We start from the raw sequence: 14,418 nt of genomic DNA, 5'->3' as shown, positions 1-14,418 counted from the left end.
GGCATGACCGGAAGACAGATCGCATCGGCGTTTCGCGCATCGTTGGCATCGATACTGAGCATCAGCCTGATCGTTGAGCCGATCATCGTGCGGGCACAGGAGCTTTCCGGCGCGACCGGCGTTTCGCCGGCCAACCAGCCGCGGATCGAAGCTGCGGGCAACGGCGTGCCGATGGTCAACATCGTCACGCCGAATGCGGCAGGCCTGTCCCACAATAAGTATGACAACTTCAATGTCGGGGCGCCCGGTCTTATCCTCAACAATTCGAACGGCGACCTCAATCGGTCCCAACTCGGTGGTCTCGTCCAGGGCAATACAAATCTCGGTGGGTCGGGGCCAGCGCGCGTGATCCTGAATGAGGTGGTCGGCGCAAACCGCTCGCTGTTGCAGGGTGCCACCGAAGTGTTCGGACGGGGGGCAGATGTCGTTATCGCCAACCCAAATGGACTGACCTGCAATGGCTGCGGCTTCATCAATTCGCCGCGCGTTACGCTGTCCACGGGGACGCCTGAACTGGGCGGCGACGGTTCGCTTCGTAATCTCCGGGTCGAGCGCGGCGATGTCACCATCAGGGCCGGCGGCGCCGATCTCAGCCAATCGGATATTTTCGACATCGTTTCCCGAAAAATCTCCGTCAACGGTCCAGTGAATGCGAGAGGTGAGATCAATCTCGCCGCCGGACGCAACGCTTTCGACTACGCGGCGGGCACCGTCACCTCGCTCGGATCGGATGGCAACGAGCCGGAAATCGCGATCGATTCGTCGCTTCTGGGCGGCATGTATGCCGGCCGCATCAAAATCATCGCCACCGACAAGGGCGCCGGCGTCAACATGAAGGGGAACATGGCCGCCAATGCGGGCGCGATGACCCTTACGGCGGACGGCAAGCTCACTCTCGGCAAAACCTATGCCAGCAAGAGCATCGCCGCCAGATCGGCAAGCCGGTCCGTCACGGTCGAGAGTACCCTGTTTTCCGATGAGGCGGTCGTTCTCGAAGGGAAAAGCATCGCGGAATTGGCCGCGGATGCGCTTGTCGGCGCGAAAGGCGACGTCACCATCAAGGGGCAGTCGGTGGTGGTCGGCGCAGGGGCGCTGGCCGCGTCCGGGCTGGATGCGAATGGCGTACAGTCAGCACTCGGGCGGCTGGACATTCAGGCGGAAGAGCTGAACGCGGGCAAGGGGCGGCTCTTCGGTGGCAGTCTGCTTTCAATCGCCGCCGGTTCGATCGACATCAGCCGGGATACCGACAACGGCAAGGATATATTCCGGTCGCTCGGGCTGATCACCATCGATGCGCGGCGCATCGACGCGGCAAACGGCCGTGCGACCGCGAACGGCAATCTCACGCTCAGCTCGGAAAGCGGCCTTGCGATATCGGGAGGACGGATCGTCTCTGGTGGCATGCTGCTCGCCACCGCCGCAAACCTGTCGTCCAGCGCAACGCTCGCCGCGACCGATCGATTGCAGCTGACGAGCAGGAATGGCGATCTCGTTCAATCGGGCTCCGTCCAGGCGAATGGCATCGAACTGACCTCTGCCAGCGATCTCACCAACAGCGGCAAAATCGTTTCGACGAAGGACGTCAAACTGACGGCGACGGGTGCTTTCGACAACACGGCGTCCGGCGTCATCGCCGCACAGGGCGGCGAGCTCGTGGTAGCGGGCACACACGATGTTTCCAATTCAGGCACGATGACGAGTTCTTCCTTCTCCACCGTCTCGGCCGGCGGCGGCTTGAACAATGGTGGAACGCTCGTAGCGGCGAAAAGCCTGGAGCTGATAGCAACAGGGAATTTTGACAATTCGGCATCCGGCGTCATCGCAGCGCAAGGCGGCGAGCTCGCGATTAACGGCACGCGCGACGTTTCGAACTCCGGAGCGATGACGAGTTCCTCCTCCGCCACGGTTTCTGCCGGTGGCGGATTGAACAACGGCGGAACGTTGGCCGCGGCGAAAAGCATCAAACTGACGGCGGCGGGCGCTTTCGACAACGCGGCATCCGGCGTCATCGCTGCACAGGGCGGCGAGCTCGTTGTTACCGGCACGCGCGACGTTTCGAACTTCGGCAGGATGACGAGCTCGTCCTTTGTCAGTGTTTCGGCCGGCGGTGGATTGCGCAACGGCGGAAAACTCGTCGCGGCGAAGGACGTCAGGCTGACGGCAACGGGGAATTTTGACAATGTCGCATCGGGCGTCATCGCGGCGCGGGGTGGCGAGCTTGTCACTACCGGCACGCGCGACGTTTCGAATTCCGGCACCATGGCAAGTTCTTCGTCCGCCACCGTCTCGGCCGGGGCCAAATTGAGCAATAGTGGAACGCTCGTTGCCGGGAAAAACCTTGAGCTGACGGCGACGGGCAACTTTGACAATTCGGGGTCCGGCGTCATCGCGGCGCAGGGCGGCGAACTCTCCATCACCGGCATGCGCGATGTTTCGAATTCCGGCGCGATGACAAGTTCCTCCTCTGCCACGGTTTCGGCCGGTGGCGGATTGAGCAACGGCGGAACGTTGGCCGCGGCAAAAAGCATCAAATTGACGGCAACGGGGAGTTTCGACAACGCGGCATCCGGCGTCATCGCGGCACAGGGTGGTGAGCTTGTCGTAGCAGGCACGCGCGACGTATCGAATTTCGGCAGGATGACGAGCTCGTCCTTTGCCAGTGTTTCGGCCGGCGGAGGATTGAGCAACGGCGGGAAACTCGTCGCGGCGAAGACACTCGATCTGACGGCGGCGGGGAGCTTCAACAACACGACATCGGGCGTCATCGCGGCGCAGGGCGGCGAACTTGTCATTACCGGTACGCGTGACGTTTCGAATTTCGGGGCTCTGGCAAGTTCCTCCTCCACCACCGTCTCAGCCGGTGGTGGGTTGAGCAATGGCGGAAAACTCGTCGCGGCGAAGAACGTCACACTGACGGCATCGGCGAATTTTGACAATGCCGCATCCGGGACCATCGCGGCGCAGGGCGGTGAGCTTGTGGTCACCGGCACGCGCGATGTTTCGAATTCCGGCACGATGGTCAGTTCTTCGTCCGCCATCGTCTCGGCCGGGGCCAAATTGAGCAATGGCGGAACACTTGTTTCGATGAAAAACGTCGCACTGACAGCGGCCGGGAATATCGGCAACGCTGCATTGGGCGTCATCGCGGCACAGAGCGGCGAACTCGTGGTCACCGGGACGCGTGACGTCTCGAATTCCGGCACGATGACCAGTTCTTCCTTCGCCAATGTTTCGGCCGGCGGCACATTGAGCAACAGTGGAACGCTCGTTGCGGCCAAGAACCTTGACCTGACGGCGACAGGGGATTTCGACAATACGGCATCCGGCACCATAGAGGCGCAGGGTGGCGCGCTTGTCCTGACCGGCAGGCGCACTGTTGCGAATACCGGCACGATCACGGGCCTTTCATCCGCCACCGTCTCGGCCAGCGGCCTGAACAATAGCGGGCGCCTCACGGCGGCTGACGCCCTTGTCCTCAAGGTGGGTGACACCGTTATCAACGGCGGCACGCTGCAGGGCGGCGGCGTTACCCTGAATGCGACGTCGCTTGAGAATCGCGGCCTCCTCACCGCGAAGAGCGAAAAGCTGTCGGCGACGATAGCCGGCAATGTGCGCAACTCCGGGGAACTGTCAGCCAGGGGCGATCTCGGGCTCGGCCTGTCCGGTGACCTTGTCAATAGCGGCAGGTTGGTCTCCGTCGGTGCCATGACGCTTTCGGGCGTCGGCGACGCGGCGATGCAAGCCTTCACCAATGAGGCCGGCGCTCTTGTCGATGGCGGCGGCGGGTTGACCCTGCGGGCCGCGTCGCTCGTCAATGCCGGTACGGCCGGATCGGGACGTGGCAACACTTTCGCCCGTCTGTCCGGCAAGGTCGACAATTCCGGCTTGCTCTATAGTGCCGGATGGTCCGACATCGGCGTCGGCGACGATCTGTCCAACACGGGCGAAATCTCGACGCAGGAGCGGGTTCGGCTTTCCATCGTCCGCGACCTGAACAACAGCGGCAAGATTCTCGCCACGTCGACACTCGACATGGCGGCCGGTCGGCGCCTGACGAACGAGCCGGCAGGGGTCGTCCAGGCGGCCGCCGCCACGATCGAAGCCGGATCTCTGATCAATCGCGGCAGGCTGACGGCGCGCCAGGGCGGGCTCGAGGCGACAATCCGGGGCGACGTCGAAAATGCCGGGGAGTTTTCGGCAAGGGACGATCTGACCCTGAAGGCGGCTGGCAACCTCACGAATTCCGGCACGCTGCTTTCCCTCGGCAACATGACGCTTGCCGGGCTCGGCGATGGGGCCATGGGAGCATTTTCCAATACCGGCCTCGTCAATGGCGACCGGCGCCTGACGATCCGGGCCGCGTCGCTGACCAACCCTGGCAGGGCCGGTTCCGGCAACGGCGCGCTCCTCGCCTATCTCGCCGGCGATCTCGACAATGCCGGCCTGCTGCGCGGCGCCGGGTCGACGGATATCGATGTCGGTGGTGCATTGATCAATCGCGGCGAGCTGTCCACGCAGGACGGTCTGACGCTCGATGCCGCCGGTAACATCACCAACTCGGGGAAAATGATCGCAGCGAACAGGCTCGCGGTTGCGACCGCAGCCGGTATGACGAACGAACAGGCCGGTGTTCTGCAGGGCGACAGCCTCGCGTTCAATGCCGCCTCGCTGAACAACGGCGGCACGCTGACGACGAGCGGCGGCAGGCTTGAGGCAACGATTGCCGGCGACGTCACCAATGTCGGCGAACTTTCCTCGCGCGGCGATTTGACGCTCGCCACGCCCGGCCGGTTCACCAATACCGGCAGGCTCGTCTCGTTAGGCAGCATGGACCTTGTTGGAACCGGTTCGGGCTTCATGGGAGCCTTCACCAATGCGGCGAGCGGCCTCGTCAACGGCCATGGCGGTCTCAGCCTGAACGCCGCCTCGCTCGACAATGCCGGAACCCTCGGCTCGGGCGGCGGCGATCTTACGGTGAAGCTCGGCGGCAATCTCGCCAATACCGGCTTCCTCTATGCCGGCCGTTCGGCTTTCTACAATCTGGATGGCAGCTTCACCAATACGCGTGCCGATGTGATCGCGGAGCGAGACCTGACCATCAGGGGGCTGTCGCGCAACAGGGCCGGGGATCTCGTCAACCGTTCGGGTCTGATCCAGACGAATTCCGGCAATATGGATCTGCGGGTGGCCTCGATCGTTAATACCCGCGACGGCAGCGTTTCCGTGTCACGCCTGGCCATCGCTCCCGTCGTCACCGTCAACGGCAATGTGACGACGACTGTCAATGCCACCCGTGATATGGCCAGCATCAGCGGCACGGCGGCGCAGATCATCTCGGGCGATGCGCTGTCGATCGACACCGATTCGCTTACCAACAGCTACAGTCTGCTGTCGGCAAGAACGAACATGGCCATTAGTGCTGGATCGGTTCTCAACGAAGGGCGCGATCTGATTGAAACGGTCGATACGACGGTCGAGACCCTGCACTCCGAGCGCTACTGCGCAAAACGTTTTCTGGGCAAATGCCTCAGCCGCAAGACGCGCACATGGACGACGTCTGAAAGCTCCACCTCGACGCAAACCTACAACGTCGTCTTCGGCACCATCGAGGCCGGCGGCGCACTCAATGCCGTCGTTACGGGCTATCTGCTCAACAACGCCGTGCGTCAGGGCGCTGGCCAGACCGGCACATCCAGCGGCCGCGCGATCGGCGGGGCAAATGTCGCCGGTGCGGCAGCAGCCGGATCGATCGACGCGGCCAGCCTCGGCAATGCATTCGCCGCTGCGGGCATGGCTGCCTCCAGCCCTACGTCTGCAAACGTTATGGCCAGCAGCATTCCCCCTGTAAATATTGCTGCGACCGGCCTTCCATCTGTGGACACGACGACCGCAGGCATTCTTCCAGCAAGCATTCCCGTAAGCCTGCCGGGCATCGACCCGGTGGCCATCGCCGTCCCACGGGCGGTGGTCCCGCTTGAGGAACTCAACGTCTCGATCGAGGCGCTGACAGGCCGCAAGGCAATATTTGAGGCCGCCGCATCGCCGTCCATGCCCTTCGTCATCGAAACAAGATCGCAATTCATCGATCCGTCGAAATTTCTCGGCTCGGACTATTTCCTGAGCCGCATCGGCGGCTACCGGCCGGAAGCCAATATCAAGCGGCTTGGCGACGGCTATTTCGAGTATCGCCTGGTCGCGGACCAGATCTTCGCCAAGACCGGCGGCCGAACGATCGGATCGGATGTGGATCCGGCCCGGATGATGCAGTCGCTCTACGACAACGCCGTCGACGAGCAACGGTCGCTCGGTCTTTCCGGCGGCATCTCCCTTTCCGCCGGCCAGATTTCCAGCCTGAAGAAAGACATCGTCTGGCTCGAGAAGCAATCGGTGAATGGCGCCGAGGTCCTGGTGCCGCGCCTTTATCTCGCCAAGGCGACGATCGGGACGATCGATGTCGCCAGCGCTCGGATCAGGGGAGGCTCGGTCGCGATAGAGGCCGGCGGTATGGGCAATTCCGGAACGCTGTTCTCCGGTTCCAGCCTCGCCATCGCTTCCTCCGGCTCGCTTCTCAACGACGGCGGCAGCCTGTTCGCCAAAAGCGATGTCATCATCGATGCGCGCGGCAGCTTTACCAACCGTTCGGGCCTTGTCTCCGGCGATAACATCTCCATCCGGGCCGCGTCGATCGTCAACGATACGCTGAAGAGCCGCGACATCACCGCCAACGGCTTCACCGACCGGGCGCAGCAGACGGCGCGGATCGCTGCAGCCAACGATCTGCTGCTGTCCGCCTCCGGTTCGATCTCTTCCGTAGGCGGGCAATTCGCGGCTGGCGGCGACCTGACGCTGAAAGCGGGCGCCGCGATCGATATCGCCGCGCTCGGCCTCGAATTCAGCCGCGACGACAGGTTCAAGGGCGGCTACGACCGCGCCGCGAGCCTCAAGAACACACTGGCCGAATTGCAGACCGGCGGCAATCTCATCCTCGCGGCCGGCGAGGACCTGATGCTCGCCGGCGTAAAGGCCACAGCCGGCGAAAGCGCTACGCTCAGTGCCGGCGGCGACGTCACCATCGCCTCCGTGCAGGATACGGCGAACCGCGACATGAGCTATAGCGGCGGAAGCAGGGGGCTGTTCAGCTCGCGCCGCCAGGTCCGCAACTCGGAAAACAGCACGACCGAACAATCGAGCGTGATCGCGGCCAATGACGGTCTGACGATTGCTGCCGGGCGTGACGCGACGATTTCGGCATCGAGGTTGGAGGCGACAGGCGGCAAGCTCGATGCCGCCGTCGCCATCGACGCGGGCCGCGATATCGTCATCGCTTCCGGTCTCGATACGCTGGAGAAGCAAAGCAGCTCGTCCTCCCGTGGTCTGCTCTCATCACGCAAGAGCAGCAGCCAATCCCATGACGAAACCAATGTCGCAAGCGCCATCAGCACGTCTGGGAATATCAGCCTCAACGCCGGACGCGACGCGGCTATCTCCGGCTCGAAGCTCGATGCAGGCGGCTCGGTGGCGGTCGAGGGCGACAGCGTCTCCGCGCTTGGCGCGCAGGAGCGCGACGCAAGTGGAAGCTCATCGTCGAAGTCCGGCCTCTTCGTTGGCTCGGGCGGCGGCTTCGTTTCCCTTTGGGGCAGCAAGTCGAACAGCAAAGAGCAATTTGCAACCACCAATGTCGCCTCCAGCATCAATGCCGGTCAGGATGTGACCCTTGAGGCGCGCGGCACCGACGTCAACATTATCGGCTCGAACGTCACGGCCGGCCGCGACATCGCCCTCAACGCCGCCCGGGATGTGAACGTCACCCCTGGTTCGGAAACCAGCGGTTCGAGCGAAGAAAAGAAGCGCTCCGGCTTCGGTCTCTCCTTCTCGTCGGGAAGCGGCAGCCTTTCGGTGGGCGTGGGCTACGCCAAGGTTTCTGACAAGACATCGCAGTCGCAGGAAGTGAATGCGGTTTCCCGGCTGACCGCCGGCCGCGATCTCACCATCAATGCGGGCCGCGATGCGAACCTTCAGGCGGCGCGTGCCGAAGCGGGCCGGGACGCCGTGATCCAGGCGGTACGGGACGTCAATCTGCTCTCCGCCATCGACCGCTCGAACTATGCGCGGATGCATGAAGAGCTGTTTGCGGGCGTCACGCTTTCGGTCGGCTCGAAGATTCCCGATGCGATCAGGACAACAGCCGATGCCGCGAAAAAATTCGGCAACATCCGGGACGGTTACTCGGCCGCCAATGCGGGCTTTGCCGCGCTCAAGGCCTATGACGCGCTGAGCCCCGTGGTGCAGGGCAATGTTGCCTCTGCCTCCCTGACTGCTGGCTTCCAGGCCTCGAAGCAGACGGAAACCCTTGCCGCCTCGAGCCCGTCCGTGACGGCGATCCAGGCCGGCAATTCCGTTTCCATCGACGCCGGCACAGGCGACATCAACGCCACCGGTGCGCAGATCACCGCCGGCAGCGCTGACGATGGTAATGGTTCGGCCGGCGATATCCGTCTGGCGGCGGGCAGAGATATCAACCTGAAGAGCGCCGAGGCGAGTTCCAGCAGCTCCAGCAGCAGCCGTTCGGCCAGCGCCTCGATCGGTGTCGGCGCAAACCTCAACCTCACCACCGGCGTCAGCGCCGGCCTGACCGGCGGTGCTGCGGTGTCCAGCGGCTCGGCCACCTCCGCTTCCTCCACGCAGGTCATTACACGGGTCGACGGCGCCGGCGATGTGACGCTGCAATCGGGACGGGATACGACACTGGCCGGGGCCGTGGTCTCGGGCGGTACCGTCAGGGCAGATGTGGGCCGCAACCTCGAGATCGCCTCCGTCCCTGACACGGGCACTCGTTCGAACAAGTCGGCCTCGGCCGGCATCAGCCTCGGCAGCAACCCGATCTCCGGCGTGCAGATCGGCGGTGGCAAGGGGTCGGGCGCGACGAACTGGATCTCCGAACAGTCGGGTCTCGTTTCCGATGGCGCGATGGATGTGACGGTGGGCGGCGACACCCATCTCGACGCCGGCAAGATCGTTTCGAACAACGGCAATCTGAAACTTTCCACCGGCACGCTGACCCATGAAAACTTCGAGGGTGAGAAGCGTTACGAGGGCGTCAGCGCCAGTGTCGGCATCGATCTGACCGGCGGCTCCGGCACCTCGGCCAATCCGGTCGGCAATTCCACGCTGGAAGGCACGTATAAGCTCGACGACACCCGCCAGAGCCTCAAGGCGACGGTCGGCCCCGGCGAGATCACCATCCGCGATCCGGAACAGCAGGCGTCGCTCGAAAGCGGCGGCACGACCGCACCGCTCTCGGAGCTCAACCGCGATCCCGGCAGGGCCGAGGAGATCACCCGCGACAGGCATGTGGAGATCGACGCCTATCTGTCCACCGACAGCCTCAGGGCGGCGGCCAAGGGTGTCGAGGTCGCCGGCAAGGCGCTTGGCGAGGCCTTCGAGGCGCTCGGCGTTAAGCTGGCGGCCTCCGGCGATCTGACGCCGGCCGAGTTGCAAACGGCCCGCAAGGTCGCCAAAGCCCTTGACGCCGGCACGCTGGATATTGCGGCGCTGGCGACCTGCTCCGGCCGGCAGGGGTTCAATCTTCTCGATCTGATCTTCACGCCGGCCTACGCGGCGTCGGGATGCGTGCTGTACGACACGAACGGCAAGGAGATCGCCGAACTGACGGCGAGCGAGCGTGAAGCCTGCGTGCAGATGCTGGCGACGCTGATGGAGGAATACACCGAGAAGTATGCGACCGGCGAGGCGGGCAAGGGCGAGTTACCCAGCAGCGTTAAGAACATTGCGGAGCAACTGCGCAAGGTGGGCTCTGACGAGGAGCTTATGGCCGGTTTCCAGGTGATGGGCCTGACGGCCGGTTTCATGCGGAGCCTGCTAACGAGGCTTGCGATCGGCGAGGAGGGCTACAAGGAACTGGAGGCCGCGCTCAAACCGCTTAAGGCGCTCGGCGGGTTGAGCAAGGAGGCCAGCGAGCGGGCGATTACCAGCATCGCCGCCAAGCATGGCCTTTCGGAGCAGGACACCAAAGACCTCAAGCTCGTGATCGGCGTGACCACCGCCGCGATCATTGGCGTCGTTGGCGTAAAGCCTGGGCGAGGAGGTGTAGATCCGAAGAAGGAAACGCCGGAGAGCCCGCGCCGTCCAACGCCGAAAGAATCCGAGGTGGCCGTAGGCACCGATCTCGGTGCAGGTGCCAGACCGCAGGTCAGTTTCAAGGATGGTAAGGAAGTACCTTACGGCACACCTGGCAGCGTTCGTCCTGATTGGTGTCGCGGCGATGTTTGCAGTGCCGAAGTAAAGAACTACAATGTCGCGAACAATATGAATGGCTTGATCGATAACGTAGCCAAGCAAGCTATTCAGCGGCAACGAAATTTGCCAAGCGGTATGCAACAGGAAATCGTAATCGATGTGCGAGGGCAGGTGGTGACCGTTGACCAAGAGAGGCGCGTGATACGGGGAATTGTCCAAAAATCAAACGGAGCGATTAAGCCCGAGTCGATTGAGTTTAAGAGGGATCAATGAACCGTATTGGGTTTTTCGGCGGAAGCTCGATATTCGAGCTTGGGTCAAAGTCGGACGTATTGTGCTTCTTTTCCATTCTGAAGGATTTGGGGCGCGGGCGGGATTCATATGATGTTTTGACCGATCGACTATTCCGAAAGTATATACGCCTTGGCGAGATAGATGCTGCAATTCTTATCATGAATGAAGCGCACGAGTATTTTTCAAAAATACAGAGCGGTGGCTTCGATTGGGATCGGTTCGGATTCAACAAAAGTGATACGAATCTAGATACAACTCTTTCAAACCTATCCGATGTATTTCGCAAGTATTTCGAGGGATTTGAATATTGTGTTCAGTCCTCCCGCGCGTTCAACGATGATTGGGGTATATACAAAGCTGTGAGGGTTGTAGTCTCCGACATGCCGGGATTTCTTGTCGATAAGAGTCGTCCGCTCGAAGAATATGATGCGCTAGGGGCGGACGAGAAACCCTTTTGGTTGAGATAGTAGGACGTACGGGTTCCGTGACAAAGCGTTCTGAAAAGTTCGAGCAACTGCTAGGTGGGTATTTCCATCAGGATTGGGATATTGAGGGAGAGAAAGATTCGGATGTCATCGTGGCTTTTCGTCAAGCAGTGCCCGCTGTTGAGATCGAGGCGACGATAGCTGAGGTGGACCGTATGCTACAGCAATAGACGGGCCCGTGCAGTCTGTGATGAAACGGCTTCTCCCGACGGTAAGACTGTCCGGCAACTAGGTAAAAGGCTGAGGTCGAGATAACCGGCACCTTGAGGTCGTCCGGAAAGCGTGGTGAGCCTGACGCAACCGACGAGGTCTCCGTGGCCCAGCACGGTGAGGTTTTTCGGCGAGGCCGCAAGGCCCGTGCAACCTGTGAGATACAGATTGTGCTGGACGTCAGGTCGTCCGGAAGGGATGCGATGTCGAACCGGCCGGTGAGGTTAAGGTTGCCTTCGATGAAAGCGTATGTCGCAGTGCGAGTGTTGGGCGAGGGGCTCCCGTGCAAGTGTCGGGACATAATAAATGCCCAGGTGCAGTCGGGGATTGATGTTATTTATGGCATATTTCTTGCTTATTTTATTCATAAATTTGGAGGTCTATTTCCATGCAATTCAGCGCATCGATTTTTACCGATCCTGCCCAGCGGGCGGGGTTGAAAACATATTATGACACTAAGAAATCCGAACTTATTGATTCCTTGAGGGCCCCTGAGTCTGATCCTTCGTTTAGGCTACTTTTACGTCTGAGCTTACCATGCCCGACGGCACGACCCTGATCGGAAAAGGGTGGCGCATAACTGCGGAAATGGCGGAAAAGGTCATGGTCAATTTTGACAAATGGCTTGAGGTCATGGCCGACACTTACGAAAGCCAGGAAACCCAGTTTGAAACGGCGCAGCAGCGCGTGAACATGCTGGAGGAGGAGAGCCCAACAGTAGTTCCCATGTTCGCACTGCCTTCTCCGCCAACGGCGAGTTGCTCGCGTATATCAATGAGGATGGCTCGCTGGTTACCTCCAACATTGGCCCACTACATGGTGAGACGGCAATGCATACGGCTCTTGAACTCAAATTGCAGACCGTTTTGCAGCAGGCCGATGCCATGAGGCTCAGCGGCCAGAGCCGGATTGATTACCTGAACCGTGAGGTTAAGAACGTGCTACCCCACGAGAGGGGCGACGTTACCATGACCTCGTATGACAGCGGCGCATCACCGACCAAACGGGAGTTTGGCAAGGCGTGGTACACGACCTTTGATGTCGATCAGGTCTACACCGATGCCTTGGCGGATGCCCGAACTAGTTATGACAGCGCCAAGGTATTGCACGACCAGTGGCAGGAGAATCTTCGCAAGATGCAAAGCTTTCTGCTTGGTTTGCAGGAGACCTCATAGAAAAAGCCCCCGGTGAACCGAGGCTTCGTTATCAGTCTTGGAAAACGCGTCCGTTAATATACAGGTCGTCGGGCACGGCACGGGCAGTTTATCCCACGCTATCCAACAATAACAGAGAACTATCATCTGGTAAGCTACGACGCCGATTATCGGCGCCCTCTAGAAGCAATCTCCGTCGGTAAGCCCCAAGGCGCTGTTGGATCATCGGCCTATTCCCGGAATCGGCTACTAGGGAACTGCCGATGCTCTGATGATCATGTAAAGATTCTGCGGTTGCAGCCCGGCAGCATCAATTGCCTTGTGCGAGGCATCAAAGGCCAAGTCTATCTGGTCTCGCTATTGCAGAAATAACGTGTCTGAACCCCTGTCGCCGACTTGATGTAGCCTCTCTAGAGACTGCGCTATATATCGAGATTCGACGATAATACGACACGGTTGAGAAGATATCCGCCGGTTCCCAAGATACTCATGCCCGAGAACAAACGTCCTCGTGCGGCATGTACATTTTCAGTTCTTTGCCTGTCGCCCTTGTCTTTCCGGTCTGCCGGATCGAAAAGCAGATGCCCCGTTCGAAGTGACACTGGTCATTTCGAACGGGACACTCACATTTGACGACAGAGTGGCCTGTCAGAGGACAGTCACGTTTTCTGCCTTGGACTTGCCGGTCTTGCGATCCTGTCCCACGTCGTAGCTGACCTTCTGGCCATCCTGCAGCGCGCCGCCAAATCCGACGGCTGAGATATGGACGAAGACGTCAGGGCCACCACTGTCGGGAGTGATGAAGCCGAAGCCTTTATCTTGAGCGAAGAATTTTACGATACCAGTTGCCATGATGTCCTCGTTTTTTGATGTGCGACATCATCGCATAGCGGTTGCGGTGATCCGCATCAAGTCAGCGGTCCCACCTTGGCAATAACAAAGCTGGAAAAAGGCGCGTTTACCGCGTTGCCGCTTGTAGCAAAGAGCATCGCGATGAGCCGTTTTCTTCATGAACGGTCACATGTCTGTCATTCCGATCTTCTTACGCTTAAGATCGCGAAGAGATTGGATTTGCCCATAAAGACGTTCTCATTTCAAATTCAGGACCAAACGACTGCAGGTCGGAGCGAGGGATCGACCGGCGTTAAAGGCTGAGACCCGGAAGAACAGCGCGGATGTGATCGCTGAGCGCCCTGGCTGCCGATGACGTCTGCGGATCGGCAAACTCGATTGCGATACCGATCGTCGGCAGGGGTGGCAGTCCGCTTTTGACAATATGAAGGTCCGGTGGAACGGCCGTCCTGGTCAGAACGCTGATGGCAAGGCCGGAACGCGCGATCGCGATGAGGCCGGCAAGGCTGTTGCTGGCAAAGGCGACACGGTAGCGGCGATTGGCGGTTTCCATGGCGTCGCACGCCGCGCGATGATCGAGCGTCACGGGTGCTGAGAGCGCCAGCGGCAGCACATCCTTGGTGATGAGGTCCGGTTCCGGCCTGTCCGCCACCCAGACGAAACTTTCCCTGCGGAGCACGTCGCGGTGTTCAGGATCGGATTGCGAAACCAGCGCCATGTCAATCTGGCGGCGCTGCAAGAGGGGACGCAATTCCGTCGTGGGAGCGCAGACCATGCGCAGATCGACTTTCGGGTAGGTGCTGAAGAAACCTCTCAGCAGTTCCGGCAGGAAGGCGATGGAGTAATCTTCAGGGCAGCCCAGGCTGACGGTTCCCTGCAGCGTCGCCTCGCCCATGTCGGCAAGGATTTCATCATGCCGGGCAAGAAGCGCGCTGGCATGGGCGAGCAGCTTCTCGCCCGCCGCGGTTATACGTACTCCCGAACCCGTTCGCAGCAGCAGCGTGTGGCCGACCAGTTCCTCCAGCCGCTGCATTTGCGTGCTGAGCGCGGATTGGGTGCGCCCGATCTGTGTGGCGGCGACGCTGATGGAGCCAGCTCGCGCGACGATGGTAAAGTTCTTCAGGAGCGTAAGGTCGAGCATGGCGATATCAAAATTATCGATATCG

Annotated in this window: 6 protein-coding genes; 4 read left to right on the top strand and 2 right to left on the bottom strand. The window is 60.8% G+C overall.

Annotated features, from left to right (window positions below):
* Positions 1-3: 3 nt before the first annotated feature.
* From DA915_RS12785 to DA915_RS12770, 4 genes are all read left to right on the top strand, one after another.
* Positions 4-10,530, top strand: a complete 10,527-nt coding sequence (locus DA915_RS12785) for a hemagglutinin repeat-containing protein (protein ID WP_107675999.1) — start codon at positions 4-6, stop codon at positions 10,528-10,530.
* Positions 10,527-11,018: a hypothetical protein gene (locus tag DA915_RS12780; protein ID WP_107675998.1), complete on the top strand. Its 492-nt coding sequence runs from the start codon at positions 10,527-10,529 to the stop codon at positions 11,016-11,018. The genes DA915_RS12785 and DA915_RS12780 overlap by 4 nt, the downstream gene beginning before the upstream one ends.
* 17 nt (positions 11,019-11,035) lie before the next feature.
* Positions 11,036-11,206 (top strand): contact-dependent growth inhibition system immunity protein, encoded by a 171-nt coding sequence (locus DA915_RS28900; protein ID WP_192886482.1) that lies wholly within the window; start codon positions 11,036-11,038, stop codon positions 11,204-11,206.
* An 870-nt stretch (positions 11,207-12,076) separates the two neighbouring features.
* On the top strand, positions 12,077-12,421 hold the full coding sequence (locus DA915_RS12770; protein ID WP_107675996.1) for a hypothetical protein: 345 nt from the start codon (positions 12,077-12,079) through the stop codon (positions 12,419-12,421).
* A 627-nt stretch (positions 12,422-13,048) separates the two neighbouring features.
* On the opposite strand, the gene DA915_RS12765 is transcribed toward DA915_RS12770, so the two are convergent.
* On the bottom strand, positions 13,049-13,252 hold the full coding sequence (locus DA915_RS12765; RefSeq protein ID WP_003503933.1) for a cold-shock protein: 204 nt from the start codon (positions 13,250-13,252) through the stop codon (positions 13,049-13,051).
* Between the two features lie 292 nt (positions 13,253-13,544).
* Positions 13,545-14,393 carry a LysR family transcriptional regulator gene (locus DA915_RS12760; RefSeq protein WP_192886481.1) on the bottom strand — a complete coding sequence of 283 codons (849 nt, stop codon included), beginning with the start codon at positions 14,391-14,393 and terminating at the stop codon, positions 13,545-13,547.
* Positions 14,394-14,418: the final 25 nt, after the last annotated feature.

It is taken from the genome of Agrobacterium sp. LAD9, from assembly GCF_003031125.1.
GTDB classification, from domain to species: domain Bacteria; phylum Pseudomonadota; class Alphaproteobacteria; order Rhizobiales; family Rhizobiaceae; genus Agrobacterium; species Agrobacterium radiobacter.
Note: the sequence above shows the minus strand (reverse complement) of the source record. Positions and strands in the feature narration are given on the sequence as shown.

What these genes read in the sequence shown, in the direction of transcription:
- DA915_RS12780 (WP_107675998.1), top strand. Translation starts at nt 10,527, where the DNA reads ATGAACCGTATTGGGTTTTTCGGCGGAAGCTCGATATTCGAGCTTGGG.
- DA915_RS12760 (WP_192886481.1), bottom strand. Translation starts at nt 14,393, where the DNA reads ATGCTCGACCTTACGCTCCTGAAGAACTTTACCATCGTCGCGCGAGCT.
- DA915_RS12765 (WP_003503933.1), bottom strand. Translation starts at nt 13,252, where the DNA reads ATGGCAACTGGTATCGTAAAATTCTTCGCTCAAGATAAAGGCTTCGGC.
- DA915_RS12770 (WP_107675996.1), top strand. Translation starts at nt 12,077, where the DNA reads ATGCATACGGCTCTTGAACTCAAATTGCAGACCGTTTTGCAGCAGGCC.
- DA915_RS12785 (WP_107675999.1), top strand. Translation starts at nt 4, where the DNA reads ATGACCGGAAGACAGATCGCATCGGCGTTTCGCGCATCGTTGGCATCG.